The 26222-nt window shown below is 70.4% G+C and carries 22 protein-coding genes, 1 tRNA gene and 1 pseudogene; 11 read left to right on the plus strand and 13 right to left on the minus strand.

What is annotated here, in order from left to right; translation table 11 throughout:
* Positions 1-86 precede the first annotated feature (86 nt).
* Positions 87-800 carry an SDR family NAD(P)-dependent oxidoreductase gene (locus ACIRPT_RS22745; RefSeq protein WP_403829815.1) on the minus strand — a complete coding sequence of 238 codons (714 nt, stop codon included), beginning with the start codon at positions 798-800 and terminating at the stop codon, positions 87-89.
* Positions 801-901: 101 nt separating this feature from the next.
* Here ACIRPT_RS22745 and ACIRPT_RS22750 point away from each other — a divergent pair, with 101 nt between their 5' ends.
* Positions 902-1762 (plus strand): helix-turn-helix transcriptional regulator, encoded by an 861-nt coding sequence (locus tag ACIRPT_RS22750; RefSeq protein WP_403829818.1) that lies wholly within the window; start codon positions 902-904, stop codon positions 1760-1762.
* Between the two features lie 25 nt (positions 1763-1787).
* Here the strand turns inward: ACIRPT_RS22750 and ACIRPT_RS22755 are convergent, their stop codons facing one another.
* On the minus strand, positions 1788-2999 hold the full coding sequence (locus ACIRPT_RS22755; protein ID WP_403829820.1) for a hypothetical protein: 1212 nt from the start codon (positions 2997-2999) through the stop codon (positions 1788-1790).
* A gap of 658 nt (positions 3000-3657) precedes the next feature.
* Here ACIRPT_RS22755 and ACIRPT_RS22760 point away from each other — a divergent pair.
* Positions 3658-4215, plus strand: a complete 558-nt coding sequence (locus tag ACIRPT_RS22760) for a DinB family protein (protein ID WP_403829822.1) — start codon at positions 3658-3660, stop codon at positions 4213-4215.
* Between the two features lie 34 nt (positions 4216-4249).
* Here ACIRPT_RS22760 and ACIRPT_RS22765 read toward each other — a convergent pair whose 3' ends face one another.
* From ACIRPT_RS22765 to ACIRPT_RS22775, 3 genes are all read right to left on the minus strand, one after another.
* On the minus strand, positions 4250-4990 hold the full coding sequence (locus ACIRPT_RS22765) for an aminoglycoside 3'-phosphotransferase (protein WP_403829824.1): 741 nt from the start codon (positions 4988-4990) through the stop codon (positions 4250-4252).
* Positions 4991-5077: 87 nt separating this feature from the next.
* The gene (locus ACIRPT_RS22770) at positions 5078-6079 is read right to left on the minus strand and encodes a BtrH N-terminal domain-containing protein (RefSeq protein WP_403829826.1); all 1002 of its coding nucleotides are present in this window, start codon (positions 6077-6079) and stop codon (positions 5078-5080) included.
* On the minus strand, positions 6076-6882 hold the full coding sequence (locus tag ACIRPT_RS22775) for a MerR family transcriptional regulator (RefSeq protein ID WP_403829828.1): 807 nt from the start codon (positions 6880-6882) through the stop codon (positions 6076-6078). Before ACIRPT_RS22775 ends, ACIRPT_RS22770 begins: the two co-directional genes overlap by 4 nt.
* Positions 6883-7078: 196 nt before the next feature.
* On the opposite strand from ACIRPT_RS22775, the gene ACIRPT_RS22780 reads away from it, so the two are divergent.
* The 3 genes from ACIRPT_RS22780 to ACIRPT_RS22790 all read left to right on the plus strand — a co-directional run bounded on the left by ACIRPT_RS22780 (position 7079) and on the right by ACIRPT_RS22790 (position 11097).
* Positions 7079-7786, plus strand: a complete 708-nt coding sequence (locus ACIRPT_RS22780; RefSeq protein WP_403830021.1) for a GPP34 family phosphoprotein — start codon at positions 7079-7081, stop codon at positions 7784-7786.
* A gap of 331 nt (positions 7787-8117) precedes the next feature.
* Complete coding sequence (locus ACIRPT_RS22785) at positions 8118-9779, plus strand: sigma-70 family RNA polymerase sigma factor (RefSeq protein WP_403829830.1); 1662 nt, start codon at positions 8118-8120, stop codon at positions 9777-9779.
* Between the two features lie 328 nt (positions 9780-10107).
* On the plus strand, positions 10108-11097 hold the full coding sequence (locus tag ACIRPT_RS22790; protein ID WP_403829832.1) for a C1 family peptidase: 990 nt from the start codon (positions 10108-10110) through the stop codon (positions 11095-11097).
* A gap of 274 nt (positions 11098-11371) precedes the next feature.
* Here ACIRPT_RS22790 and ACIRPT_RS22795 read toward each other — a convergent pair whose 3' ends face one another.
* The gene (locus ACIRPT_RS22795; RefSeq protein WP_403829835.1) at positions 11372-12442 is read right to left on the minus strand and encodes an alkene reductase; all 1071 of its coding nucleotides are present in this window, start codon (positions 12440-12442) and stop codon (positions 11372-11374) included.
* A gap of 256 nt (positions 12443-12698) precedes the next feature.
* Between ACIRPT_RS22795 and ACIRPT_RS22800 the strand changes: the two genes are divergently transcribed.
* A complete protein-coding gene (locus tag ACIRPT_RS22800) occupies positions 12699-13250 on the plus strand; it encodes a MarR family winged helix-turn-helix transcriptional regulator (protein WP_403830024.1) in 552 nt (183 codons plus the stop codon).
* A 232-nt stretch (positions 13251-13482) separates the two neighbouring features.
* A pseudogene (locus ACIRPT_RS22805) lies at positions 13483-14654 on the plus strand (replication initiator).
* 86 nt (positions 14655-14740) lie between these two features.
* Here the strand turns inward: ACIRPT_RS22805 and ACIRPT_RS22810 are convergent.
* Positions 14741-14814: transfer RNA gene (locus ACIRPT_RS22810), tRNA-Gly, on the minus strand.
* A gap of 552 nt (positions 14815-15366) precedes the next feature.
* Between ACIRPT_RS22810 and dcd the strand changes: the two genes are divergently transcribed.
* Entirely contained in the window at positions 15367-15942 is a 576-nt protein-coding gene (gene dcd / locus ACIRPT_RS22815) for a dCTP deaminase (RefSeq protein ID WP_400072241.1), read from the plus strand.
* Between the two features lie 44 nt (positions 15943-15986).
* Positions 15987-16496: a phosphoribosyltransferase gene (locus ACIRPT_RS22820; protein WP_403500327.1), complete on the plus strand. Its 510-nt coding sequence runs from the start codon at positions 15987-15989 to the stop codon at positions 16494-16496.
* 365 nt (positions 16497-16861) lie between these two features.
* Here ACIRPT_RS22820 and ACIRPT_RS22825 read toward each other — a convergent pair whose 3' ends face one another.
* Positions 16862-17533: a hypothetical protein gene (locus tag ACIRPT_RS22825; RefSeq protein WP_403829838.1), complete on the minus strand. Its 672-nt coding sequence runs from the start codon at positions 17531-17533 to the stop codon at positions 16862-16864.
* 385 nt (positions 17534-17918) lie between these two features.
* Between ACIRPT_RS22825 and ACIRPT_RS22830 the strand changes: the two genes are divergently transcribed.
* Positions 17919-19523, plus strand: a complete 1605-nt coding sequence (locus tag ACIRPT_RS22830) for a ricin-type beta-trefoil lectin domain protein (RefSeq protein WP_403829840.1) — start codon at positions 17919-17921, stop codon at positions 19521-19523.
* 112 nt (positions 19524-19635) lie between these two features.
* Here the strand turns inward: ACIRPT_RS22830 and ACIRPT_RS22835 are convergent, their stop codons facing one another.
* From ACIRPT_RS22835 to ACIRPT_RS22845, 3 genes are all read right to left on the minus strand, one after another.
* The gene (locus ACIRPT_RS22835) at positions 19636-20610 is read right to left on the minus strand and encodes a Yip1 family protein (RefSeq protein WP_403830026.1); all 975 of its coding nucleotides are present in this window, start codon (positions 20608-20610) and stop codon (positions 19636-19638) included.
* A gap of 111 nt (positions 20611-20721) precedes the next feature.
* Positions 20722-21228 (minus strand): GNAT family N-acetyltransferase, encoded by a 507-nt coding sequence (locus tag ACIRPT_RS22840; protein ID WP_403829842.1) that lies wholly within the window; start codon positions 21226-21228, stop codon positions 20722-20724.
* Between the two features lie 65 nt (positions 21229-21293).
* Complete coding sequence (locus ACIRPT_RS22845) at positions 21294-22043, minus strand: ribonuclease H (protein ID WP_403830028.1); 750 nt, start codon at positions 22041-22043, stop codon at positions 21294-21296.
* A gap of 106 nt (positions 22044-22149) precedes the next feature.
* On the opposite strand from ACIRPT_RS22845, the gene ACIRPT_RS22850 reads away from it, so the two are divergent.
* A complete protein-coding gene (locus ACIRPT_RS22850) occupies positions 22150-22737 on the plus strand; it encodes a GNAT family N-acetyltransferase (protein ID WP_403829844.1) in 588 nt (195 codons plus the stop codon).
* A gap of 18 nt (positions 22738-22755) precedes the next feature.
* Here the strand turns inward: ACIRPT_RS22850 and ACIRPT_RS22855 are convergent, their stop codons facing one another.
* Together ACIRPT_RS22855 and ACIRPT_RS22860 are read right to left on the minus strand one after the other, a co-directional pair.
* Positions 22756-23571: a trypsin-like serine peptidase gene (locus ACIRPT_RS22855; RefSeq protein WP_403829846.1), complete on the minus strand. Its 816-nt coding sequence runs from the start codon at positions 23569-23571 to the stop codon at positions 22756-22758.
* Between the two features lie 114 nt (positions 23572-23685).
* A complete protein-coding gene (locus tag ACIRPT_RS22860) occupies positions 23686-25953 on the minus strand; it encodes a (Fe-S)-binding protein (protein WP_403829849.1) in 2268 nt (755 codons plus the stop codon).
* Between the last annotated feature and the right edge of the window lie 269 nt (positions 25954-26222).

Genomic DNA, 26222 nt, shown 5'->3' on the forward strand with positions numbered 1-26222 from the left:
CGCACGGGGCACCGCAGGCATGTGTGAGGTGATCCAGCAGGAGGCAAAGACGCGGCGGTACGGTGGCCGGCCGCCGGATCCGGCGCCTACCAGGGCAGGGGACCCGCCGCGTCGAAATACCCGCCGGTCGGGCCGTCCGGGCCCACCTGCGCCATGCGGACGATGATCTCGGCGCCCTCCTCGACCGTCAGCACGCCGGTGTTCCCGTTCAGGTCGGTCTTGGTGAAGCCGGGCTCCACGGCATTGATCCGCAGGTCCGGGAACGCCTTCGCGTACTGCACGGTGATCGTGTTGACCGCGGTCTTCGACGCCGGGTACGCGACGCCGGGATAGGCGGCGGCCGGATGGCCCGGGTCGGACAGGTGCGCGATCGAGGCCAGGCCGCTGCTGAGGTTGACCACGACCGGGGCGGCGGACCGCCGCAGCAGCGGCAGGAACGCGTGCGTGACGCGCACCGTGCCGAAGACGTTCGTCTCGAAGACCTCCCGCAGCACGTCGGCGGTGACGTCCGCGGCCCCGGCCACCTCGTCGTTCTCGCCCCGCACCTCGATGCCGGCGTTGTTGACCAGCACGTCGAGGCCGCCGTCGGCCTCGATCGTCCGCACCGCGGCCGCGACGGACGCGTCGTCGGTGACATCGAGCCGCACGGCCCGTGCCCGCGCGCCCAGTTGCCCGGCGGCGCGGCGGCCGCGGGCCGCGTCCCGGCTGCCGACGTAGACGGTGTGGCCCGCGGCGATGAGCCGTCGGGCGGTCTCGAAGCCGAGACCCTTGTTCGCTCCGGTGATCAGTGTTGTCGTCATGCCTCCACCGTCCGCCCCGCCCGCCCGCGCGGCCAGGAGTCCCCTCTTCCTGGGACCGGTGGTACCAGGAAGGTGCGCGGCCGGCGGGGCACACTGGGCGCATGGCGACGGCGGAGTTCGGCAAGGCGGTGCGCCGCTGGCGCGACCGCGTCCCTCCCGAGGCGGCGGGGCTGCCTGCCGGCGGGCAGCGGCGCGCGGCCGGCCTGCGCCGCGAGGAGCTGGCGATGCTCGCCGGGATCTCCGTCGACTACGTCACCCGGCTCGAGCAGGGCCGCGCCACCAACCCCTCGGGCCAGGTCGTCGAGGCCCTCGCCCGCGCGCTGCGGCTGTCGGAGGAGGAGCGCGGGCACCTGTTCCGGCTGGCCGGGCTCGCGCCGCCGGGTCCGGAGACGGTGCCGGCGTTCATCACCCCGAGCGTCCAGCGGCTGCTGGACCGGCTGACGGAGACGCCCGTGGCGGTCTTCGACGCGTGCTGGACGCTCCTCGTGGCCAATGCGCCGTACGTGGCGCTGACGGGCGAACAACAGGGGGACCCGCACGCCCGGCGCGGCAACGAACGCAACGGCGTATGGCGCCATTTCCTCGGCCCTGGCAACGGGGCCCGGCGCACGCCGCAGGCGCAGCGCGACCATGAGGCCGCGCTCGTCGCCGACCTGCGCGCGGCCGCCGAACGCTACCCGGCCGACCGGCGGCTGCGGCGGCTGATCGCGGAACTGCGCGCGGGCAGCGAGCGGTTCGCCGAGCTGTGGGACGCGGGCGCCGTCGGCCGCCACGAGGCCTCGCACAAGACGATCGACCACCCGCGGGTCGGTCCCGTGACGCTGGACTGCGATGTCCTCACCGTGGCGGGCGGCGATCTGCGGATCATGGTCTACACGGCAGAGCCCGGCACCGAGGACGCCGAACGCCTCGCCCTGCTGACCGTGCTCGGCACCCAGGACCTCGTCGGCCCCGCCACCTGAAGCGCTCGGCCCCCTCCCGGCGCCGTCAGCCGCGCCCGGTGAACTGCTGCCCGACCCCGAGCCGGCGCAGGCCGGCGAGGACCTGCGGGTCCTGGGCATCCAGCCAGTCGCAGAGCTGGCGGAAGGAGACCAGCCGGACGTCCTTGCGCTTGTCGTCGGCGATGTGCTTGATCGCTTCCTCGACGGCGTCCATGTAGATGCCGCCGTTCCACTGCTCGAAGTGGTTGCCGATGAAGAGGGGGGCCCGGTTGGTCTCGTACGCCCGCTGGAAGCCGGCTATGTAGGCGTCGGCGGCCTGCTTGCGCCAGCCCGGGTAGTTGGCCGGCGGGCCCTTGGTGGAGTTCTGGGACTGGTTGAACATCATGTTGTAGTCCATCGAGAGGACTCCGAGCGGGCGGCCCGCGAACGGAATCGTCTGGAGCGGGAAGTCCCACAGGCCCTGCTTCTTGGCGGGCCAGATCTGGAGGCCGCCGGGGGAGCTGGCGTCGTACCGCCAGCCGCGCTTCTTCGCGGTCGGCAGCAGGTTGTCCTGGCCCAGCAGGCACGGCGTACGGCCGCCGACCAACTCCTTGCGGTAGTCGAACGGGAGCGCTTCGAGGTCCGTGAAGCCGGTGTTGGTCCGCCACTTGGTGACGAAGGACATGGCCTGCTCTATCTCGTCGTCCCACTGGGCGGGGGTCCAGTGCTTGACCGACCCACGGTCGGCGGCCGTGTCGCCGCAGAAGTGGCCGTTGAAGTGGGTGCCTATCTCGTGGCCCTCCAGCCACGCCCCGCGCACGTTCTTCAGCGTCGCCCTGATGTGGTCATCGCTGAGGTAGCCGATGGCGGAGGCGCCGACGGGGTTGTTCGGCGGGCGGTACAGGCGCTTCTTCGACTCGGGCAGCAGATACAGCCCGGAGAGGAAGAAGGTCATCGAGGCGTTGTGGTCCTCGGCTATCTTGCGGAACCGCGGGAAGAGGCCGTTGCCCACCTCGCCGGCGCCGTCCCAGGAAAAGACCACGAACTGGGGCGGCTTCTGGCCCGGCGCCAGCCGCTCCGGCTTGGCCGGCTGCTTCGGCTGCTTGCCGGTGTACGCGGTGGAGCCGTCGCCTATCGGCTTGGCCCCCGCCGTCCTGCCGGGCTTGGTACCGACCGTGCCGGAGCCCGACGACCCGGAGGAGGAGCAGCCTGCGACGGAGAGCGCGGCCGCCGCTCCTATTCCGAGTCCGAATATCCCCCGGCGGCTGTATTCGCGCATAACGGTCCCATCGCATTCGTTCGAGTTCTGGTAAGTGGGACGCCCAGAGATGTGGGACGCCCGAAAAGACGGGGCCGCGGATGTCGAGGTTCCGCTTTGACCCGAAAAGGGAAAAAATTCATCGGAGGGTCGCGGCGCGCTTACTCTCCGAAGTGATGGGAGCGGCTCGAGAGCCGGGCACTCCGCAGCGAACTACGCGATGGATAACTCCGAAAAGGAGAAGGTGACCGTCCGGGCTCCCCCGTTGCCGTCATGGTGAGACGTCATGGCGTCCCGTCCCGCGGGGACCGTCGTCGTTGTCGTTCGACGTCCTTTCCGCATGTCGTGCTCCCCCGTTCGATGGGCGGGACGGAAAGCTGAACGCCGCACCGGCCCTCACCAACGCCCTTGGCTGCACATGACTCTCGCGGGGGTCGCTAGCGCACCGATAACGCCTCACTAACAGCCGTTGCGGCACCGGCCGGTCCCGCGTTGCCGACGCGGACGAACGGCACTCACCGGCTGCCCTTCGTGCCGGAATCGGAGACCGTCAGGGTGAAATGCGCCCCACACGCGCCATGGGTTCCGACCTCTCGAAAGCCGTGTAGGACAGAACCTGACCTACACGGTCTCTAACTTGGTTCCTGTCCACGCCACAGGAGAAAGAAAGGCGGAGATCATGACCTCCACCGAGCAGACCACCCGCAACTCGGCCCACGCATCGGCGACCACCGGCGAGCGCGCCGACTTGCTGGCGATGCTGGCCAAGCACCGGCACATGCTGCGCTTCACCACCCGCGACCTCACCGACGAGCAGGCGGGGCTGCGCACCACCGCCGGCGAGCTGTGCCTGGGCGGCCTGATCAAGCACGTCACCTCGGTCGAGCGGAAGTGGGGCGACTTCATCCTGGACGGACCGGCCTCGATGCCTGACTTCACCGCCATGACCGAGGCCGACTGGGCCCTTCGGGCCGACGATTTCCGGATGCTGCCCGGTGAGACGTTGGCGGGTGTGCTGGACAACTACGCCGAGGTGGCCCGTCGGACCGACGAACTGGTCGCCACCCTGCCCGATCTGGACGCCACCCAGCAGCTGCCCAAGGCGCCCTGGTTCGAGTCCGAGGAGCGGTGGTCTGCGCGCCGGGTGCTGATGCACATCATGTCCGAAACCGCCCAGCACTCCGGCCACGCCGACATCATCCGCGAGTCCCTGGACGGCGCCAAGAGCATGGGCTGACCAACGGCACGGGGAAGCCGGCCGGAGCGACCGGTCAGGTGAGGTCCCACAGGCGCCGGTAGAAGTCGGTGCGTTCCGGGTCGGGAGTGATGCCGTAGGCGTCGAGGAGGGCGTCCTCCCAGCCCGGGCCGTAGTTCCACTCGGTGCTCCAGGTGGCGACGGCGAGGTCGGCCCAGCGGTCACCGACGCCGAGCGCGCCCAGGTCCACATGACCGGACCAGGAACCGTCCTCGCCCAGCAGCGTGTTCGGTGCGCAGGCATCTCCGTGGCATACGACGAGGCGGTCGACCGGCGGCGCCGGCAGCCCCGCCGGGACGTCGCATCCCGCGCTCCGGGCCCGTTCCAGGCGGTCGGCGACCGACCAGCTGAAGGGGCAGTCGGCCACGGGCAGCCGCTCGTGCAGGGCACGCAGCCCCGACCCCAGCGCCCGTACGGCCGTGCCGGGATCGGCCGTCCAGCGAGGGCTGACGGCGTTCTCACCGGGCAGCCCGCGGGTGACGAGCCAGGCCCCGCGCTCGTCGGCTCCGTATTCCAGGACGCGGGGCACGGGTGTGAAGCGGCCGGCCCAGTTCAGGCGAGTGACCTCGGCGGCGATGTCCAGTCCGGAGCCTGCCGGTGCCCACTTGGCGAACAGTCGGGCATCTCCGGTGCCGATCCGGAAGGTCAGGCCGCCGAGCTCGTTCTGCCAGACGGGCAGCAGCGGCCTGTCTCCGGCCACGGCGGCGATCGGGGCGGGGACGCGCACCTCGCAGGTGGGCGGTCCGGAAAGGCTCATCCGCTCATGCTGCTCCTCCGGTGGCGCCCGGGGCGAGAGGTTTTCGGCGAACCGGAGCTCTGGCTCCACCGGACCGCACTCGGGGCCTCACTGCCCCAGGCAGCTCAGCGCCTGCATGGCCGCGCGCTCCATGCGGGAAAGGTCGCCGAGGACGGTGCCTGCCCGTACGAGGCGCTGTGCATCGCCTGCTTCACCGGCCTCTGTGACCAGGGCGGCGACCTCCGTCCACAGGGTGGCCGCCTCGGCGTACAACCGATGGCCGGTGCGCAGGTGGCCGCTGTCGAGCAGCTGGGTGCATTCGGCGAGGAAGTCGCGGTAGAGGTTACGGAACAGGGCGCCTCCGGTGCCGGCCTGCTCCATCAAGAGGGCGGCCCGCGGCAGGTCCCGCTGCGGGTTGTCCGTGCGCTGGAGCCAGGTGGGCACCAGCTTGCCGGCCTTCTCGATGCCCCGGTGACCGAGGTTGGCGATGGGCGGGCTGAGGAAGGCGTCGGCGCAGGCGGTGATGGCGGCAACGATCCGGCCCTGTGGGGAGGGCAGGTTATTCGGAGCGGTCTTCGGGGCGGTGAGGGTGAAGGACCGGTGCTTGGCGGTCATCGGGCCGCGCGCGGCCCTGGCCCGGGCGAGGCCGGTCAGGCTGGTGGATACCGCTCCGCCCTGCTGGTCGGTGTCCACCAGGTAGGCGTCGTGGTCGTCGTAGCCGTACATGGCGACGATATGACCGCCGAAGTGCACCTTCGACCCGAAGTAGTCGAGGTGGTGGCTGTCGAGCTGCAGCCCGACGGGGTGACCGGCGGCGAGGGCGGCCGCCACGTTCTCCCATGCCCTGCGGGGGGAGGCGGTCTCCTGGACCAGGAGCTCCAGCCCGAGTCCGGTGGCCAGGTTTCTCGTGAGCTCGAACGGCTTGACCCGCCCCCCGAGGAAGGGGAAGCCCATGTTCTTGCTGTCCCAGTAGATGAAGGACAGCCCGGAGCCGAGGCCGAAGAGCATGGGCTCGGTCAGATCGATTCCCTCGTGCCGCAGCAGCACCCCCAGAGCCGTCGTCTCGCAGTGCTGCGTACCGCGGGCATCGATGTCCGGCACCTTCGTCATGCCATGCTCTCCTGAACGGGAATGATCAGACGGGTCATCAGTTCCTCTCGCGGTGCCTCTGCCGGCCCGACGAGATAGGCCTCACGAACGGGCGCCAGCGGGCGCAGTCCGCGCTCGTGGACGGCGGCGAAGAGCGCGTTGTAGGCCAAGGGCAGCTGGGCATAGGGCCCGATGTGCACGGTCTCGGCAACCGGCCCGCCGGCCAGCGCCTCGAACTCCAGGCCGGCTGCCCCTCCTCCCTCCCCTGTTTCCACGCCGACGGCGATGGTCATCCGCTCGTCCAGATCCAGCGGGTACAGCGCCCACAGCGGCGGCTCCGCTGCGATTCCCGCCTTCCCGATCACGGGCAGCAGCCGGCCCACGCACTCCTGGACCTTCTCCCCGATCTCCGCACGGCTGCAGACCGCTCGCACCACTGACAGCCGGCGCTCCGGCTCGCTGCCCATCGTCACCTCATAGCCGGGCAGGCCGCCCTCGGCCAGCCGCTCCAGCATCTCCAGCCGTTCCTGATCCCTGCGGATCCGCTCGGCCAGCCGGTCCCGCTCAGCGCGCAGGAGCTGTGCCCTGGACTCGGGCTCGGCAGCCAGCGCCCGGGCGATCACCGCCAGCGGAAGATCCATCTCGCGGAGCAGGGCGATGGTCAAGGCATCGCGTGCCTGCCCAGGCGCGTAATAGCGGTACCCGGAGCCGGCGTCCACGCGGACCGGAGCCAACAGCCCCAACTCGTCGTAGTGCCGTAGCTGCTTGACGCTGAGCCGGCACAGGCGGGCGAAGCGCCCGATGGTCAGAAGTTCGCCTTGCACACCGTCATGGTGGACCCTCCCACGGTGGGAGAGTCCACCGCTTCCCGAATGAGCCCCAACGCACTCCGCGACGCATCTGATCGGTCATCTGCGCCCGAGGGCACGGCTCCTGGACGTCGGCCGCGCCGGGCCGGCCCGACGGCGCGGGGCCGCTCGTCAGCGGCCGCCGCCACGCCATGGCAACCGCCTGGTGGACCTGGGCGTCTACCCGGCTGACCGCAATGATCACGAGACGTACCGGGGGACCGAGGATCCCATCACGCTGGCCGAGGAGATCATGCTGCTCTCCCTGAACGATGAGTCCGGCGTGCCGGAGCAGCGCCAGGCGGCGGGCTGGGCCGCCGCGGGCGGGATCCTGCTGGAGCTGGTTCTCGCCGGAAGGGCATCCGTCGAGGGCAAGTACCTCAAACTGACGGACCGGACGCCGACCGGTGAGCGATTGCTCGATGACCGAATGGCGCTGCTCGACGCCTGGCTGCGCGGTCGCGAAAAGCGTCGAGTGACGGAGTGGCTGACAAAGGACCAGGGCAAGGCCGGCAACGCGGCGGTGGAAAGCCTGTGTGCGCGCGGCGTGGTCGTCGAGCGGCAGCACAGGGCCCTCGGCCTCTTCCCGACGCGCCGCTACCCCGAGGCCGACGGTGCGCCCGAGACGGAGCTGCGCCGGCGGCTCCAGGCCGTCGTCCTGGGCGGCGTCGCCCCGGACGAGCGCACGGCGGGCCTCATCGCCCTGATCCACGCAGCCAAGCTGCACCGCCTGGCGTTCCCCGATGTCCCGCGCAAGCCGGTGGCCGACCGGATGGCAGGGGTCGCGTCCGGCCAGTGGGCGGCCGAGAGCGTGCGTGCCGCGATCGCCGACATGCAGGCGGCCATGGCCGCGGTCGTCGTCGTCACGGCCGCAAGCTAGGGCCCCAACCCGGCCCACCGGCCGTGAGAACCGCCGGACCGGACCGGTGGGCCGTCATCCCCCTGCCGTCGTGGCCCCCGGGTTGTGGCCCCGGGGTGTGGCCCCGGCGACTGTGCATTCATTTCTCCTCGAGTCATCCGCGATTTTCCGCGGTTCTCCCCGGGTCATCCGCGATCTTCCGCATTCAGCGCTGATGAGCGCTCTCGCCCGCTTCGGCTGCGTGTGAAGTCGGCCTCATGGAATTGCGCCTCGGTTTTCTGTTATCCGGCCGGGGCGGAAGGATCCCCAGGCATAGAACGACCGATTGCACAGCGAGGAAGGAAGCCGGAACGTGAACCCACATCCTGGAACAGCGACTGTGGTGGCCGCGCGCGCTGGGGATCAGCAGGCGCAGGACGAGCTTGTGGCCGGCTTTCTGCCGTTGGTCTACAACATCGTGGGCCGGGCACTTCGCGGCCACGCCGATGTCGACGACGTGGTGCAGGAGTCCATGCTCCGCATGCTTCAGGGGCTCGACGGGCTGCGCGATCCCGAACGGTTCCGCTCATGGCTGGTGGCCGTGACGATGAACGAGATACGCCGGCACTGGCGCAGGCGACAGGCGTCGCCGGCCGATACCCGGGTGGACGACGTCACCGACCTCGCCGATCCCGCGACCGACTTCGTCGATTTGGCCATCCTCCGCCTGGGCCTTGCCGGCCAGCGCAAAGAGGTCGCCGAGGCGACCCGGTGGCTGGACGAAGACGACCGCGCACTGCTGTCGCTGTGGTGGCTGGAGGCCGCGGGCGAACTCACCCGTGAAGAGGTGGCCGCCGCCCTGGAGCTGTCCCCGCAGCACACGGCGGTACAGGTGCAGCGGATGAAGATCCAGCTGGAGACGGCCAGGGTCGTCGTGCGTGCGCTGTCGGCGGAGCCGCGCTGCGGGGAACTGCTGGCGATGGTGGCCCACTGGGACGGCGTCCCCTCCGCGCTGTGGCGTAAGCGAATAGCCCGGCACGCGCGTGGCTGCTCGGCGTGTTCGGGGTACTGGATCGGCCTGGTGCCGGCGGAAGGGCTTCTCGTCGGCCTCGGCCTGGTGCCGCCGGCGGCCGGGCTGGCCTGGCTGATATCCGGCAGCCACAGCGCGTCCGTCGTCAACCTCGCCTCCCATCAGGCCATTTCCGGCAACGGCGGCCAGCAGGTGGCCAGGGCGGCGGTGCGGCGCGGAGCGCATCGCGCGCACAAGCCGGGCGGGGGTGTCCGCCGCATCCTCCAGGCCCGCCCCCGGGGCATGACCGCGGTCGCCGGAGGCGCCGCGGCGACCGCCACCGCCGCCGCCTTGTCCCTCGCTCTCGTCTCCTCCGGTGGCGGCCACGACACCACGAGCGCGGCGGCTGCGCCCCGGCAGGCGCCGACGGCATCGTCGAGCGCGCCCAGCCCGACGCCCTCGGTCCGCCGTCCCACCAGCACGCCTTCGCCGCACCCCACGGCTGCGCCGAGCCGCAAGGCGACCACCGCGGCGAGCCGGGACGAACGGCCCGCCCGCCCGCCGCTGACCGCGTCGCCGACGCAGACGCCCCGGCCGAGCCGTACGGCCGACGCTGTCCAGCAGGTCCTCGCCGTGATCAACAAGGCGCGTGCCGACAACGGTCTGCCGCCCTACACCCTCACCTCAGGACTCACCCGCAGCGCAGAGTCCCACAACACCGTGATGGCCGGCGGATGCGGCCTGTCCCACCAGTGCTCTGGTGAAGCGCAGCTGGGGGATCGGGTGACGGCTCAGGGCGTCCATTGGGGAGCGGTCGGAGAAAACATCGGGCAGGCATCAGCGGGGCCGGATCCTCAGCAGATCGCTTCCGCCGCCGTTGGCCTGACGCAGTCCATGCTGAACGAGAAGCCGCCCAACGACGGGCACCGGCAAAACATTCTCAGCACGGCGTTCCGCCATGTCGGCATAGGCGTCCACCGGGACGCCACGGGCAATGTCTGGCTCACTCAGGACTTCTCCGACTGAGTGCTTGGACCGACGATCCACCGGCAGCCGACCACCCAACTTGCCGGCGCCTAGCCGGAGTTACCTGCCCATTGCCAGGAATTGGCATGCCGGTGCATTTCGCCGTGTGGCCCTTGCTGGGGTGCAGCGAAAACCGCGCCGATTTCCTGTTATCCGTCGCGACCCGAGGGATCTCCCAAGGCGGAGGCGTCATCCAGCCCCGCGGAAAAGGGCGTTGCGGAGCGAAGACGCCGACCCCCCCCGGCGGCCCGGCTCACACCCGGGCCGCCGTAATCCCATCCCTGTCAGGTCCCTGACAGCACTTCCCCTCGAAGGAATGAGGACATCGATGAGTCACGGTTCGCACCGGTGGAAGGCGATGAGCGGCAGGACGCGTGCGGTGATTGCGCTTGCCTCGGCAGGCGTGGTCGGCGCCGTCGCCGTCGGCGTCTCCTCGGCGGCCTCCCTGACGACCGCCGGCCACCCCGCGGCAACCGACCGGGCCTCGCAGATACCGCGTACGGCGGCCGAAAAGCCGAAACGCTTCGCCACCGGCGCGGTGCCGTCCCGGGAGAACGGGCGGACGACAGTGCTCGGCAAGGCCCTCACCCCCAGGCTGGCGGCGCTCGCACCCGGCGGGACGGTCGGCGCGAAGCCTTCGGCGAGGCAGATCACCCTGCCCGAAAGCGTCGACCTGAGTAAGTACGCGCCCGCCCCCGGCAACCAGGGGCAGGTCGGCTCCTGCGCCGCATGGGCCGTCGACTACACGGCCTACGGCCTCCTGGAGCGCGAGCAGAAGATCTCCGGCGGGCCCCAGGCGCCCATGTTCACCTACGCGCAGGTCGTCAAGGGGCAGCAGCGGGGGACCTCCTTGGCCGATCACTTCAGGATCGCCATGAAGCAGGGCGTCGATTCGAAGTCCCACTACTGGCAGGGGGACTTCGACTACACCACCCAGCCGACCGCCGGCGAGACGAGAAACGCGGCGAAGTGGAAGCTGTCCGGCTACACCCCGCTGCACACCGGAAGCCGGATGAAGGACGAGGTGAAGGCGGCGCTCGCCAAGGGCCTGCCGGTCGCCGTCGCGATGCCGGTACACAACAGCTTCTTCGGCGTCACGCCCCGGGCGGCCGCCTCCTACAGCTACTCCCCGACGGCCGGTGACCCCATGGCCGGTGGTCACGCGATGGCCATCGTCGGCTACAACAGCAAGGGAGTACGGGTGGAGAACTCCTGGGGCTCCGGCTGGGGCGACCACGGATTCATCAACCTCTCCTGGAAGTTCCTGACCGACCAGGCATGGGAGGCCGACGCGGTCGGCAAACTCATCAAGCGCTGAGCCCCACGAGCCGACGACCCCGACGCCGTCGGCCTCCTCCGGCACGGTGCGTGGGGCCGCAGGCCGCACTGCCCGTGCCGGTGCGGCCCCACGCAAGCGGGTACTCAGGCGCTGCCGGCGAGCCGGCGGCGGTGAACCCGACGGCCTGCTGGAGCTGTTCGTCCGGCATCGCCTCCAGCGCATCGGCTCCCAGGGCCGGCATCGTCAGGTGCTCGGCCGGCGGCAGTTCGCGGTTGCGTGACTCGGCCGGCCTGCGCCAGATCGGCAGGGCCGCTCAGGCGGGGAGGGCGGGGTAGTCGGTGTAGCCGCGGTGGTCGCCGCCGTAGAACGTGGCCTTGTCGGGGGTGTTGAAGGGACCACCGGAGGCGAGACGCCGGGGCAGGTCGGGGTTGGCCAGGAACAGCGCGCCGTAGGCGACCATGTCCGCGCTCCCGTCCTCGATCAGCCCCAGCGCATCGGGGCCGGTGACGTCGGGGTAGGTGAACGGGTTGACGACGAACGTGCCGGGCCACACCTTGCGCAGCCGCGGGGTCAGGTCGCGGTTCGGCCCCTCCATCAGGTGCAGATAGGCCAGGTCCAGGCCGGCGAGCCGGTCCAGCAGGGCGAGGTAGACCTCGTCCGGGCTGTCCTCGGAGATGTCGTTGAACTGGTTCCCGGGCGAGATCCGCAGCCCCACCCGGTCGCTGCCGATCGCCTCGGCCACGGCCGTGGTGACCTCGACGGCGAAGCGGATGCGGCCCTCGGTGCCGCCGCCCCAGGCGTCGGTGCGGTGGTTGGTGTTGGGCGCGAGGAACTGATGGATCAGGTAGCCGTTGGCGCCGTGGAGCTCCACGCCGTCGAACCCGGCCGCGACCGCGTTACGGGCTGCCTCGGTGAAGTCGGCGATGGTCTGCCGGATCTCCGCCTCGGTCAGCTCCTTCGGCGTGACGAACTCCTTCGGCCCCTCGTGGGTGAAGACCTGGCCCTTGGCGGTCACCGCCGACGGTCCCACCGGGACCAGTCCGTCGGGCAGCAGGCTGGGGTGGCCGATGCGGCCGGTGTGCATCAGCTGCGCGTAGATCGCACCGCCCTCGCGGTGCACGGCGTCGGTCACCGTCCGCCATGCCCGCACCTGCCCGGCCGTGTGCAGACCGGGGGTGTCGGGGTAGCCCTGGCCGAGCGGCGAGGGCTGGATGCCCTCGGTGACGATCAGCCCGGCGCCGGCGCGCTGCGCGTAGTACGTCGCCATCAGCTCGGTCGGCTCGGCGCCCGGCCCGTAGGCGCGGCTGCGGGTCATCGGCGCCATCACGAGGCGGTTCGCCAGGTGCTTGCCGCCCAGGACGATCGGATCGAAAGCAGTGGTCATGGTCTTCTTCCTCGGGAGATGTGAGGTGTCGCGGGCACGGGCTCGCGGGAGCCCGGGCCGGCAGATGCCTGTCCGAACAAGTAAATCAAATCACCTGTCCGAACAGGTAATGCTCGAGGATTCATTCCCGCTGCCCAATGTGAAGCACGTAACACACACCTACCTGCCCGTATGTGCCTCGGGGGCGGCGTGGACGCTTCGAGGTACGGGGCTGGGCGGTAGGCTTAACCTGCCCAAACAGGAAAGCGAGATGCAGATGACGCAGTCCACGCCGGAACAGGGGAAGGGCTCCACAGGGGCGGGGCAGGAGGCCACCGTTCCGGTGCCGGCCGCGGCCGGCGGCGGACCGGTCAGCCACGCGATCTTCCGCCTGGCCCGTCTGCACCGCATGTTCGCCGGACAGCTCCTGCGCCGGATCGGCCTGCACCCGGGTCAGGAGCTGGTCATGATGCACCTGTGGGAACTCGGCCCCCAGCGGCAGGCCGACCTGGTGCGCCTGATGGACTCCGACGCCGCCACCATGACCCGCACCGTCCGGCGCCTGGAGCAGGCCGGCTTCGTCCGCCGCCGCCCCTCGCCCACCGACAAACGCGCCTCACTCATCGAGCCGACGACGGCCAGCCACGCCCTGCGCCGCGAGGTCGAGCAGGTCTGGAGCCAGCTCGAGGACCTCTCGACGGCGGGCCTCTCGGACGACGAGCGGACCGCGACCCTGCACACCCTGGAACGCCTGGAACAGAACCTCGTCCAGGCCGCGACCGATGCGACCGATGCGACCGATACCGCGGGCCTGAGCGGGGACGACTAGAGCCTCGCCGGCAGGAGAAGGACCACCGGGGCTCCCGCTTCGCGTGGGCCGGCCCATCTGTGAACGCGTCGCCGAAGCTGGACGAGCAGGGGCGGGGTGCTGGCCTCGGGGTGCGGTCAGTCTCCGGTCAACTACCGCTCTCCGAGGTCTTCGATGCCTCACGGACGGCTTGAAGCTACCCAGCCCGGGCTGCGAGCGTGCCCACCTTTCCTCACGCGACGGCGGCGAAGGGATCCAGGCGGCCCGATGGGACGTTGGTCGGCTGGGACGAGCAGACCAAATCCACCGCACCGGCTGCTCCGACCCGATCCACCTCACCGGCTGGACCCTCACCAAGGACCGCACCTCCGGCGAGACCCTGCACCACTACTCGACCGCGACCGAACCCGGCGGACGCCTACGCCTCGCCTGCGGCAACCGCCGCGCCTCCCGCTGCCCCTCCTGCGCCTGGATCTACGCCGGGGACACCTACCGCCTCATCCGCGCCGGCCTGGCCGGAGACGACCGCCGCGACATCCCTGCCACCGTCCGAGACCACCCCCGCGTCTTCACCACCCTCACCGCGCCGTCCTTCGGCCCCGTGCACAACCGGCCCGACCGAGGCATCTGCCGCTGCGGCACACAGCACCGCACGGATCCGGCGCTCGGCACCGCCCTGGCACCCGAGACGTACGACTACGCCGCGCCCTCCACTTCCATGCGCTGATCCGCATCGACGGACCGGACGGGCCCGGAACACCACCTCCGTCCTGGGCGAGCGTCGACCTACTGACGGATGCGATCCGCGCCGCCGCCGCGCACTCCTACACCTCGGTCACGGCCCCGGCCGCCGGGGAACAGCCCGCCCGCACCTTCCGCTGGGGCAAGCAGTTGGACGTACGGCCGGTCCAGGCGTTCGGCGACGGCTCCGACATCACCGAGCAGGCGGTGGCCTCCTACGTGGCGAAGTACGCGACCAAGGCCGCCGAGACCACCGGCACTCTGGACCGGCGCATCGGCGAACTCGCCGAGCTGGACCGCCACCAGGTCCCCGAACGCACCCGCCACCTGATCACCGCGTGCAAAACCCTGGACCCGCTCTACCCGGACCGCCGTCTCTGGGCCTGGGCCCACATGCTCGGCTTCCGCGGCCACTTCTCGCCCAAGTCCCGCCGCTACTCGGCCACCCTCAGCGAACTCCGCACGGCCCGCGTCGACTTCCGCGCCGCCCAGGAGCGCAAAGGCCTCGGCCTTGACGCCCCGGAGCCGGGCACCGTCCTCGTCCTGGCCGACTGGGACTACGCCGGTCACAGCCACACGCCCAAGGGTCTCGATTGGTTGGCCGGCAAGCTTGGCCCAGGGGTCTGGCTAACCGGGCGGGGTGACCGTGCAAGCGTCGCGACTGCTTCCCCGCTAGTCGAATGAGGGGGGCTGGTGCGGATCTGGTGCGCGACGCCTGAACTGGTCCAGACAACAAACAAGGCCCAGGTCGCTGACCTGGGCCTCAACTATGGAGCGGGTGACGGGAATCGAACCCGCGCTCTGAGCTTGGGAAGCTCATGTTCTACCATTAAACTACACCCGCGTGACTCGCTCGGATTTGAGCGGAGCATCGTCGCACACTCTACCCCATAGCCGCCCGTCGGTGCGTTTGCCCTTTGCGGGGTGCGTGGGAAGGGTGCGGTCGGGGGTCGCGCAGGGTGGTGTGGGACACGGTCGCCGGGGTGGGATGCGGCTGCGGGGCGCGGGAGTTGGGGCGTACGGTTGGGGCTCGGAGTGCCGCGTGTGAGGGCGCCCAGTTCATCCCCTAATGTGGCTTTTGTTGTCCACGCAGTTGGGAGAGGGACTTGATGGAGCGCACCGTCGTACGTTGTGCCGAGGGCCACGTGTTCAGCACCGCTTCGTTCCCCATGCAGACCACCGACCGGCTCGGTCCCGGGCGGTTGCTGCGTTGCCCGCGCTGCGCTCGGCTGCGGCAGTCGGTGCCCGTGGGGTACGCCAAGCGGTAGCGACGGAGCAGATGTAGCGGGAGCAGTACGGAAGCAGTAGGGGAGAGAAGTGAGACGGGCCCGGTCCCTTCGGGGGGCCGGGCCCTCGCCGTGCGGCGGCGGTGGTGCGGGCGCGTATCCTCGTCTGCGTGCTTCTCTCAGACAAGGACATCCGGGCCGAGATCGACGCTGGTCGGGTGCGCATCGACCCCTATGACGAGTCGATGGTGCAGCCGTCCAGTATCGATGTGCGCCTCGACCGTTATTTCCGGGTGTTCGAGAATCACCGCTACCCGCACATCGACCCCGCCGTCGAGCAGGCCGACCTGACCCGGGAGGTCGTTCCGGAGGGGGACGAGGCGTTCATCCTGCACCCGGGCGAGTTCGTGCTGGCCTCGACGTACGAGGTCATCACCCTGCCGGACGACCTCGCGTCGCGGCTGGAAGGGAAGTCCAGCCTCGGCCGGCTGGGACTGCTGACGCATTCGACCGCCGGGTTCATCGACCCGGGGTTCAGCGGGCACGTGACGCTCGAGCTGAGCAACGTCGCGACGCTGCCGATCAAGCTGTGGCCCGGCATGAAGATCGGGCAGCTGTGCATGTTCCGGCTGACCTCGCCGACCGAGCACCCGTACGGCAGTGAGCGGTACGGCTCGCGCTACCAGGGGCAGCGCGGCCCGACCCCGTCCCGGTCGTTCATGAACTTTCACCGTACGCAGGTCTGACTGAGCCGCGGCCGCGAGAGACGACGGAAGGTCTGAGAGAAATCGTGAGTGACGTGCGGGAGAACCTGACCTACGAGCGGTTCGGCGGGGCGATCCGCGAGCTGGCGCAGACGATCGCCGATGACGGGTACGAGCCCGATGTCGTGCTCTCGATCGCGCGCGGTGGGGTGTTTGTCGCGGGTGGCCTGGCGTACGCGCTGGACTGCAAGAACATCCACCTGGTGAATGTGGAGTTCTACACCGGGGTGGGGACCACCCTGGAGATGCCGGTCATGCTGGCGCCGGTGCCGAATGTGATCGACTTCTCGCAGAAGAAGGTGCTGATCGCCGACGATGTGGCGGACACGGGAAAGACCCTGAAGCTGGTGCACGACTTCTGCCAGGGGACGGTCGCTGAGGTCCGTAGCGCGGTGATCTATGAGAAGTCGCACTCGCTGGTGAAGTGCGAGTACGTGTGGAAGCGCACGGACGAGTGGATCAACTTCCCGTGGTCCGTGCTGCCGCCGTGCCGTAAGTCCGGGACGCCGATCACTCCGTCCAAGGATGCGCTGTAGGGCCTGGGCCGTTCTGGTCTCGTCTGGCTTGCCGGACCTTGCCGGACCTTGCCGGACCTTGCCGGACCTTGCCGGGCCTCGTCGGACCTTGCCGGGCCTCGTCGGACCTCGTCTGATCTGGAATTTCTTTGGCGCTGCGGGGCGGGGTCCGTTGTGCCCCGGCCTCCGTGCCCGGGGCGCTGCGTCGCCTCCCGGTAATGCTCCTTCCTGCCCAGCCGGGCATCGGCCCGGTATGCCTCCGGGCAGCGGCCGGCTTCGCAAACGGTCGCTGCCCGGAGGCCCTACCGGAGACCTTCACCCTCGCGCCAAGTCGGACGTCCCGCACCCCATGACCCGCCATCCGGGCCTGCGCCGCGTGAAAAGCGTCAGTCGCGCCCGTCAGCGCGTACGCCCCGGGTGCGCGCCCGGTGACCCTTGATGTCGGGGTGCCCGATGTGGCCCGGCTCCCGTTCCACCTCGCCGAGCCACAGGTGCGCGGCGTAGTGCCGGACGGCCGCGACGAGGGGTTCGCGGTCGACGCCCCTGGCAGGGAGTCGGTAGCGCAGGCGCGGCAGGGACGGGTGAAGGGGTTCCTCGTCGCGGACGAGGTTCCACACGACCGGGTGGTCGCGGTCTATCGGGCCGTTCGGGCACAGCTCGATCGAATATTGCTTCGGGGCGCCCCGCTTCACCCCCTTGCTCCAGTACAGGCCGACGCCGGCGAGGCCGTCCCAGGGGATGACCTTGTTGCCCTTCGGGTTGCTGATCCAGAGGCCGACGTGGTCGACGCAGATGACGGCGTGCCGCGCGTCCCAGAAGCCCTTCAGGATCGTCACGCCGAAGAAACCGGCCACCAGGCCGAAGAAGACCCCCACGAAAGCCCCGGGTTCGGGCTCCTTGCCGATGAGGCCGAAAGCCGCCGCGAGGCTGCCCGCGATGACGATCAGGCCGCCCCCTGCGCATCCGATCCCGGCAGAGAAGCCGCCTTTCAACTGGTTCCGGCCGGTCTTGATCAGCGTCGCGTCGGGCGCGGGGCCCTGCGGAGAGGAGCTCGTCATGGACATGGAGTGTAGGTAAGGGAGCCGAGACACCGGCCCCGCCGGTCCCGCCCCGGCGCGGTCCAGTTCACCGGGAGGCGGCCTCAGGGGTTCTGCTCCATGGGCACGTGGAGGATCCGTATCCGCAACAGGCTCATCAGGAAAACGAGTTGGACATCGACCGCCGGAGGATGGGAAGGCCGGTTCGCCGTTGCCGCGACGGTGGAATCGGGCTCTTGGCGTCTTGGTGATACCCGACTCCGGTGTTTTGTAAGGGAGTTGACAGGCGCGATGCCTGCCGCCGCGGCCGGTTGCGCGGCTTTCGGCCAATACCGTTCCGGGTGTTCCACCGGTGACTACCTCCGAGTAGAAACCGGCGGTAACAGCAGACCGGAGGGGAGGCCCAATGGTGCGTGCGGGATGGTCGAGTTCTTCGGGAGCGGCGGGTACGCCGAGACGGGTGAGACGGGCGGGCAGGCCCAGATGGCTGGCCTTGTGGGCGGCGGTCGGTGCGGCGGGCCTGGTGGTGAGCGGGGCCGGCGGTGCCACGGCGGCCGGTGCCGGTCCGGCGGTCCATTCGGCCACCGTGGCCGGGAAGCCGTTGCCGCCCGAGTTGGAGAAGATCCGGGCCGAGGAGGCCACCAAGCTGTACGGCGACCCGGCGGAGCGGCCGGTCGGGGAGCGGAAGACCTCGTTGATCTCGCTGGGCGACAGTGAGATCTCGGGGGAGGGCGTCGGGACGTACGAGCCGGGGACCGATGGGCCCAGCAATTGGTGTCACCGGTCGCCGGATTCCGCGATTCACCGGACGGGCATTGCGGCGGATGTGACCTACAACGTCGCCTGTTCCGGGGCGTACAGCGGGAATATCCGGATCGGCGGGAGCAAGCAGTACGCGGATGAGCTGGTGCAGAGCGACAGCCTGGCGATCAAGGCGCGTAATACGCGGCTGAAGATGGTGTTGCTGGTCGCCGGGGCCAATGATGACCTGCAGTTCGGGCCGGTGATGACGGACTGCGTCGAGCGCTGGTTCCTGTTGCAGGGGACCTGCGAGCCGAAATACCAGCCGGGGTGGCAGGCGCGGGTCGACGGACTGGTGCCGAAGGTCGAGCAGACGGTGAACGATCTGCGGACCGTGATGCGGGACGCGGGATACGCGGACGGCGACTACAAGCTCGTGGTCATGTCGTATCCGAGTCCGATCGGCCCGGATGTGGAGGACAATCCGCATTTCCCCGGGAAGATACCGGGCGGCTGTACGGGATACACGTCGGACGCGGGGTGGGGCCGTAATGCCGCGGTGCCCGCATTCGAGGCGGGAACGCGGAAGGCCGCGCGGGATACCGGGGCGGTTTATCTCGATGCCTCGCGGCTCTTCCACGGGCACGAGGTGTGCATGGAGGACGCCTGGGCCCGGGGGCTGTACGTCAACATCTCCAACCCCTTCCCGCCGGACTCGAATTCGGTGCGGCAGTCGTTCCATCCGAACGTGCGCGGGCACGGCGCGTTCGCCTCGTGTCTGACGCAGCTGTACGCGGCGTCCGGGCTGCGGGAGGCGTCGTGCGCGGATCCGGCGAGCACCGGGCAGCCGAAGCTGTACCCGGGGGCCTGGGACGACGCGTACCGGCCGCTGAAGAATGCCGGTACGGGCAGCTGTGTGGATGCCACGGGCGCGTCGAGCCGTAATGGGACGGCGGTCGGTGGCTGGGACTGCAACGGGCAGCGGAACCAGAGCTGGTGGTACGACCCGGACCCCGGCCAGAAGTCGGTGCACGTGGGGCTGACACAGGACCGGTGCCTGGACGTGCCCGGCGGGAAGTACGAGCCGGGTGCCGCACTGGTGCTCTGGAACTGTTCGGGCGCGGCCAACCAGCAGTTCGTGCGGGAGACGGGTGGCACCGGATCCATCCGGCCGGCCGCGGCCACCTCGCTGTGCCTGACGCTGGGCGGGGCGAAGGAGCCGCTGCGGTTGCGGGCGTGTGACGGGTCGGCGGGGCAGCGGTTCGCCTGACGGCTCCCCTCCGTCTGACGGCTCCGGCCTGACGGCTGCGGTACGCGAAGGGCCCGCTACGGGATTCCGTAGCGGGCCCTTCGGTGTGCGTGCGGCCGGGGGAGGGCGGCGGTCAGAGCGTGCCGAGCTTCAGCAGGCCCAGCAGCGCGACCAGCTGGATGGCGGAGGCGCCGAGCGCCTTGGGCCAGGGCAGGTCGTGCGACTTGTTGACCATGGAGGTGAGCAGGAAGCCGGTCGCGAGCCAGGTCAGCCAGCCCAGGACCTGGACGAGGGTGCTGTCGCCGCCGAGGAACATGGCGAAAAGCAGCCGGGGCGCGTCCGAAATCGTCATGATCAGCATGGCCATGCCGATGGTCGGCGCCCAGGCGCCGTCGCCACCGAGCTGGCGGGCCAGGGTGTGCGTGACCGTGCCCAGGATCAGGCTGCCGATGATGAACATCACGGCCGTGATCCCCACCCAGGGGATGCTGTTGGAGAGGGTGGCGTTGAGCACGTCCTCGCGGGCCTTGTCGAAGCCGAAGACCGCGAGCAGGCCGTAGATGAACGTGACGGTCAGCGCCGGGCCCCACATCGTGTGGTCGCGCATCTGCCAGAACGTGGGCGCGGGACGCAGCACGATGCCGGGCAGCAGCTGCTTCCAGTGCAGCCGGGGACCGGCCGGCGGCGCGGTGGTCTGGCCGGCGCGGTACGTGCCGCCGTCGTCGTACTGGCCGTCGGGGCCGCGACCGGGGCCGTCGTCGTACTGATCGGGGTAGGGGCCGTAGGCGTCCGGGCCGTGCGCGTCCGGGGCCTCGCCGATGCTGAACTGGCGGGTGCTGCCCGGGTTGTTGTCCTGGGAGTACGGGGCGTGTGCCGCCTGCTGGGGGTCGTAGCCGCCGTCGCCGAAGTACTCGGGCTCGCCGCCTCCGCCCTGGGGCCGCCCCTGGGGGCCGCCGCCGTACTGCTGCTGCGGCGCCGCCTGCCACTGCCCGTGCGGAGGCGGAGGCTGCTGCCCGTACGGCCCTTGTTGCCCGTACGGAGCCTGCTGCCCCTGTTGCGCCTGCTGCTGTCCGTCCTGTGCGGAGCGGGGATCCCGTCCGCGACCCATCCTGAATCCAGCCACGCCTTCGAAAGTACCTGGTCCGCGGGGATTCGGTGGCCGAGCACGGAGAGTGGGCGGGGGTTTGCTGCTGAGCTGTGACATCCCCTAGGGGAAGTCTCAGGGGGATCCCGGAGAAGAGGACGGGGCCGGGGTCCACCGGAGGGTCAGTTCCGGGAGGTTTTCCATGTTGTCGCTGCCGTCGCCGGTGGCGATGACCGTGAAGCCGTGGTGGGCGTAGAAGGCACGGGCATCGGTGTTGAGCTGGAAGACGTGGAGGGTCAGGCCGTTGGGGCTCAGCCGCTGGGCTTCGGCGAGGAGGCGCGTGCCGATGCCGCCGCGGCGGACGTCAGGGCGGAGATAGAGCTGGTCGAGGAGGTCGTCCTGTACGGCCGCGTAGCCGACGGTCTCCGGGCCGCGGACCGCCACCAGGGCGCGTGACTGCGGCAGCACGATCTCGCGGATCCAGCGGGTGACCTCGTCGTGGGTGCGCCGCTGGGGCGGGAGGTACGGCATGGTGGCGCGGCGCGAGGCCAGGTGGATGGCGGCGATGTCAGGGGCGTCGGTGGGGCGGGCGGGGCGGATGTGCAGGGGTGGGGCGGGGTTTACGGGGGTGTCGTCGGCCATACGGTCATGGTTGGGGCGGGGGTGAGTGGGGGGCAACCGGATTCTGGCGGCCGGGCCCCCTCCGGCTAGTTCCCCTCGGCCCCGCTGCGGCACGCCGGGTGCCCCCAGCCGTCGGTGTTCTTCGCGATGGGCTCGCCCGCCGCGTAGGACCGGCCGCAGCGGCAGCGGCCCGGGAACTTCGCGTCGAGGGTCCGCGACGAGGCCCCCGAGGTGCGCCGCCGGGCCGCCGACGCCCCGGCCTTCGCGGATGCCCCGGCCTTCGCGGACGGGCCGTCGGCACGGCGCCGGGCGCCGCCGGTCCGGGGGGTGTCGGGCGAGGGCGGCGGCACCGGGGAGCCCAGCTCGCTGCCGGCGGGCTCCTGGAGGACGGCGGCCTGGCTCGCGGCGCGGTCGGCGAAGTCGTTGAGCGGGTCGCCGTCCACCTGGTGCGCGGGCACGTACCGGAATTCCACGGAGCGCCCCGTGAGCAGCGCATCGATACGCATGACGAGGTCCTGGTTGGCGACCGGCTTGCCCGCCGCGGTCTTCCATCCCTTGCGCTTCCAGCCGGGCAACCAGGTGGTGACCGCCTTCATCGCGTACTGCGAGTCCATCCGGATCTCCATCGGCACGGCCGGGTCGGTGGTCGCCAACAGGCGCTCCAGCGCCGTGAGTTCGGCGACATTGTTGGTCGCGGTCCCCAGGGGTCCGGCCTCCCAGCGGTCCGCCGTGCCCCCGTCATCGCCGATGACCCAGGCCCAGCCCGCGGGTCCGGGGTTTCCCTTCGAGGCACCGTCACATGCGGCGATCACGCGTTCAGCCATGCGGGCGATGATGTCAGGTGGCGGGCGGGTGGGCGAAACCGTGCCGCGGCGGCTCGCGGCACCAGTGGATGCGGAGTTCGCCTGACGTCGTGCGCGCGTCGCGGCGAGGATGCCAGCCATGACCTTCAAGTTCGCGCCTGTCATCGCCGCGGGGAGCCTCCGCGGCTCCGTTCAGCCCTCGCTGCCGTCGCAGGACGGGGAGTTGGTGCTGCGGCCGTGGAGCGAGGCGGACGCCGACGCGGTGTGCCGGGCCTACGAGGACCCGGTGCTCCGGCGGTGGCAGTCGCGGCATCTGGGGACGCCGGAGGAAGCGCGGGAGTGGATCGCGGCCTGCGGGCGGGGCTGGCGGGAGGAGCGGGCGGCCCAGTGGGCGGTGACGGAGGCCGTCGGGGGCGAGGTCCTGGGGCGGATGGCGCTGCGCCGGATGGATCTTCAGTGCGGGCTCGCGGAGTGTGCGTACTGGGTGGTGCCGCAGGCGCGGGGGAAGGGTGTGGCCTCGCGTGCCCTGGCCACGCTCGCGGACTGGGCGCTGCACGAGGTGGGGTTCCACCGGCTGGAGCTGGTGCACTCGGACCGTAACGAGGCGTCCTGCCGGGCGGCGCACAGGGCCGGCTTCGCGGCGGAGGGCGTACGGCGGAGCGCGCAACTGCTCGAGGACGGGTGGCACGACATGCATCAGCACGCCCGGGTGCAGGGCGACGGCTGAACCGCGCCCGGCGCCGCCTCAGCCCTGTACGGTGCGGCCGCCCCGCCCCCGTACCGCCCGTTCGTACAGCGCCCGCGCCCGCCGGTCGAAGAGCACCGCGACCGACTCGTGGTCGGTGTCGCCGCCGCTCAGGACGCCGATGAGCCGGCCGGGCCGGGCCGCGTCGCGGTGGTCCGCGAGCCAGGGGCCGCCACTGGTGCCGGGCCAGAAGCCGGGGCATTCCATGTGGATCATGTAGGGCTCGTCGGGGTCGCGGCGGGTGCGGGTGGTGCAGGAGACGGGGCGGTTGCGGGGGTTGTGGTCCTCGTTGGGGTAGCCGACGACGGTGACGCGGCGGCGCGGGGGCGAGGACCAGTCGGGGGCGGCGGCGCCGACGACGTCCTGGAGGCGGCGGCCGTGCTTGTCGGGGGCGACGGTCAGGAAGGCGTAGTCGCCCCGGTCGTCGTTGTCGTCCGTCCACAGGGTGGGGATGTGGAGGGACGTGACCTTCCAGGTGCCGTACGGGTGGCGGGCGGCGCGGGAGGCGGAGCCGGCTCCGGAGAACCCGGGGGCGAAGCGCAGATCGCCCTTGAACGGGCCCGGGTCGTAGCCGTCCGCTTCATCGTCCTCGTGGAAGTAGACGCAGTGGGCGGCGGTGGCGAGCAGGCTGCGGCCGGGGCTGTCGATGACGCTCGCCGTGCACCAGTGGTCGTTGTCGCTGGTGAGGACGCCGACGAAGGGGAGCGGGCCATCTGCCCGGGGTGGCGCCGGGGCGGCGCAGCCCGCGAGGAGGGCGGCCAGGAGGGGGAGGGCCAGGAGGCGGGCGCGCGGCGGGGCGGTGTGGTGCGTAGGCATGACGTGCGGCAAGAGGGCGAAGCGGCGCCGCGGGTTCCGCCCGCCGGGGCGGGAAACGCCGACGGCCGGCCCCGCAGCGAGCGGGACCGGCCGTAGGTCGAAGGGCGAGCGGCGCTACTTCACCGGCTCGGGCTCCGGCGCGTCCTCGGACTCCGCGTCGCCCGACGGGTCGACCGGGGTCTTGACGGAGTCCAGCAGGAGCTGGGCGACGTCGACGACCTGGATGGACTCCTTCGCCTTGCCGTCGTTCTTCTTGCCGTTGACCGAGTCGGTCAGCATGACGAGGCAGAAGGGGCAGGCGGTGGAGACGATGTCCGGGTTGAGGGAGAGGGCCTCGTCGACGCGCTCGTTGTTGATGCGCTTGCCGATGCGCTCTTCCATCCACATCCGGGCACCACCGGCGCCGCAGCAGAAGCCGCGCTCCTTGTGGCGGTGCATCTCCTCGTTCCGCAGGCCCGGCACCTTGGCGATGATCTCGCGCGGCGGCGTGTAGACCTTGTTGTGGCGGCCCAGGTAGCAGGGGTCGTGGTACGTGATCAGACCCTCGACCGGGGTGACGGGGATGAGCTTGCCCTCGTCGATGAGGTGCTGCAGCAGCTGCGTGTGGTGGATGACCTCGAACTCGCCGCCCAGCTGGGGGTACTCGTTCGCGATGGTGTTGAAGCAGTGCGGGCAGGTGGCGACGATCTTCTTCGACGACTTGGGCTTCTTCGTCGACTCGTCCTCGCTGTCCTCGCCGAAGGCCATGTTCAGCGATTCGACGTTCTGCTGGCCGAGCTGCTGGAACAGGAACTCGTTGCCGAGGCGGCGGGCCGAGTCACCGGTGCAGGCCTCGTCGCCGCCCATGATCGCGAACTTCACGCCCGCGATGTGCAGCAGCTCGGCGAAGGCCTTGGTGGTCTTCTTCGCCCGGTCCTCCAGGGCGCCCGCGCAGCCGACCCAGTACAGGTACTCGACCTCGGTGAGGTCCTCGATGTCCTTGCCGACGACCGGGATCTCGAAGTCGACTTCCTTGGTCCAGGCGAGGCGCTGCTTCTTGGCCAGACCCCAGGGGTTGCCCTTCTTCTCCAGGTTCTTCAGCATCGTGCCGGCCTCGCTGGGGAAGCTGGACTCGATCATGACCTGGTAGCGGCGCATGTCGACGATGTGGTCGACGTGCTCGATGTCCACCGGGCACTGCTCGACGCAGGCGCCGCAGGTGGTGCAGGACCACAGCACGTCCGGGTCGATGACGCCGTTCTCTTCGAGGGTGCCGATCAGCGGGCGCTCGGCCTCGGCCAGGGCAGCCGCCGGGACGTCGGCGAGCTGCTCGGCGGTCGCCTTCTCCTCGCCCTCGGCGTCCTTGCCGCCGCCCGCGAGCAGGTAGGGGGCCTTGGCGTGCGCGTGGTCCCGCAGCGCCATGATCAGCAGCTTGGGGGAGAGCGGCTTGCCGGTGTTCCAGGCGGGGCACTGCGACTGGCAGCGGCCGCACTCGGTGCAGGTGGAGAAGTCGAGCAGGCCCTTCCAGGAGAAGTGCTCGACCTGCGAGACGCCGAACTGGTCGTCCTCGCCCGGGTCCTCGAAGTCGATCGCCTTGCCCTCGCTGGTCATCGGCAGCAGCGCGCCGAGCGCCACGTCACCGGACGACTCGCGCTTGAACCAGATGTTGGGGAAGGCCAGGAAGCGGTGCCAGGCCACGCCCATGTCGGTCTTGAGGGCGACCGTGATCATCCAGATGAAGGACGTCGCGATCTTCAGGCCGGCGAAGAAGTACGTGAGGTTCTGGAGCGTGGCGACGTCCATGCCCTCCAGCCACGAGACGACCGGGTACGAGATGAAGAACGAGCCCTCGTAGCCGTCGACGTGGTGCTGGGCGCCTTCCAGGGCGTGCAGCATGAAGATGCAGATGCCGACGATGAGGATGACGGCTTCGACGAAGTACGCCTGGCGGAAGTTGGAGCCGGCGAAGCGGGACTTGCGGCCCGGCTTGTTCGGCTTGGACATCTGCCGGATGACGATCAGGGTCAGGATGCCGAGCGTCGTCATGGTGCCGAGGAACTCGACGAAGACGTTGTACGGCGTCCACTCACCGATGATCGGCAGGAGCCAGTCGGCCTTGAAGAGCTGGCCGATGGCGTTGACGATCGTCAGCAGCAGCGAGAAGAAGCCCACCGCCACGAACCAGTGCGCCACTCCGACGACGCCCCAGCGGTTCATGCGGGTGTGGCCGAGGAACTCCTTGACCACGGTGACGGTGCGCTGCGTGGGGTCGTTGGTCCGGGAGCCGGCGGGCACGGGCTGGCCGAGCTTCACATAGCGGTAGATCTGTGCGATGGCTCGGACGAACAGTGCGACGCCCACCACGATGAGGACCAGCGACACGATGATCGCGGCGAGTTGCATGGATGGCTCCTCGGGCCTGCGAGAGCGGGGAACTACTGGGGATTACTGCGATTACTAAGCGGTAACTTTTCAGGTCTGCGCTGAGAGTACCCAGTATCCGCCGCCCCATGAAGCCGCTCGGCCGGTGATCTGTGTCGCGAAGGCAACCCTCAGGCCCGCATCGGTCGTCGTGGAACCCTTTCCGGCGCGCCGGCGTCCTTGCATACGCGCTGGTGAGGATAACCATCGTATAAAACTTGAGTGCCCTCGACTCAGCTCTGTTGACAGGT

It is taken from the genome of Streptomyces sp. NPDC101227 (assembly GCF_044767545.1).
Taxonomy (GTDB): Bacteria; Actinomycetota; Actinomycetes; order Streptomycetales; family Streptomycetaceae; genus Streptomyces.

Excerpts from the sequence above, each read along its gene's own strand:
- ACIRPT_RS22745 (WP_403829815.1), bottom strand. The coding sequence starts at position 800 with ATGACGACAACACTGATCACCGGAGCGAACAAGGGTCTCGGCTTCGAG.
- ACIRPT_RS22750 (WP_403829818.1), top strand. The coding sequence starts at position 902 with ATGGCGACGGCGGAGTTCGGCAAGGCGGTGCGCCGCTGGCGCGACCGC.
- ACIRPT_RS22755 (WP_403829820.1), bottom strand. The coding sequence starts at position 2,999 with ATGCGCGAATACAGCCGCCGGGGGATATTCGGACTCGGAATAGGAGCG.
- ACIRPT_RS22760 (WP_403829822.1), top strand. The coding sequence starts at position 3,658 with ATGACCTCCACCGAGCAGACCACCCGCAACTCGGCCCACGCATCGGCG.
- ACIRPT_RS22765 (WP_403829824.1), bottom strand. The coding sequence starts at position 4,990 with ATGAGCCTTTCCGGACCGCCCACCTGCGAGGTGCGCGTCCCCGCCCCG.
- ACIRPT_RS22770 (WP_403829826.1), bottom strand. The coding sequence starts at position 6,079 with ATGACGAAGGTGCCGGACATCGATGCCCGCGGTACGCAGCACTGCGAG.
- ACIRPT_RS22790 (WP_403829832.1), top strand. The coding sequence starts at position 10,108 with ATGAGTCACGGTTCGCACCGGTGGAAGGCGATGAGCGGCAGGACGCGT.
- ACIRPT_RS22795 (WP_403829835.1), bottom strand. The coding sequence starts at position 12,442 with ATGACCACTGCTTTCGATCCGATCGTCCTGGGCGGCAAGCACCTGGCG.
- ACIRPT_RS22800 (WP_403830024.1), top strand. The coding sequence starts at position 12,699 with ATGACGCAGTCCACGCCGGAACAGGGGAAGGGCTCCACAGGGGCGGGG.
- ACIRPT_RS22825 (WP_403829838.1), bottom strand. The coding sequence starts at position 17,533 with ATGACGAGCTCCTCTCCGCAGGGCCCCGCGCCCGACGCGACGCTGATC.
- ACIRPT_RS22830 (WP_403829840.1), top strand. The coding sequence starts at position 17,919 with ATGGTGCGTGCGGGATGGTCGAGTTCTTCGGGAGCGGCGGGTACGCCG.
- ACIRPT_RS22835 (WP_403830026.1), bottom strand. The coding sequence starts at position 20,610 with ATGGGTCGCGGACGGGATCCCCGCTCCGCACAGGACGGACAGCAGCAG.
- ACIRPT_RS22840 (WP_403829842.1), bottom strand. The coding sequence starts at position 21,228 with ATGGCCGACGACACCCCCGTAAACCCCGCCCCACCCCTGCACATCCGC.
- ACIRPT_RS22850 (WP_403829844.1), top strand. The coding sequence starts at position 22,150 with ATGACCTTCAAGTTCGCGCCTGTCATCGCCGCGGGGAGCCTCCGCGGC.
- ACIRPT_RS22855 (WP_403829846.1), bottom strand. The coding sequence starts at position 23,571 with ATGCCTACGCACCACACCGCCCCGCCGCGCGCCCGCCTCCTGGCCCTC.
- ACIRPT_RS22860 (WP_403829849.1), bottom strand. The coding sequence starts at position 25,953 with ATGCAACTCGCCGCGATCATCGTGTCGCTGGTCCTCATCGTGGTGGGC.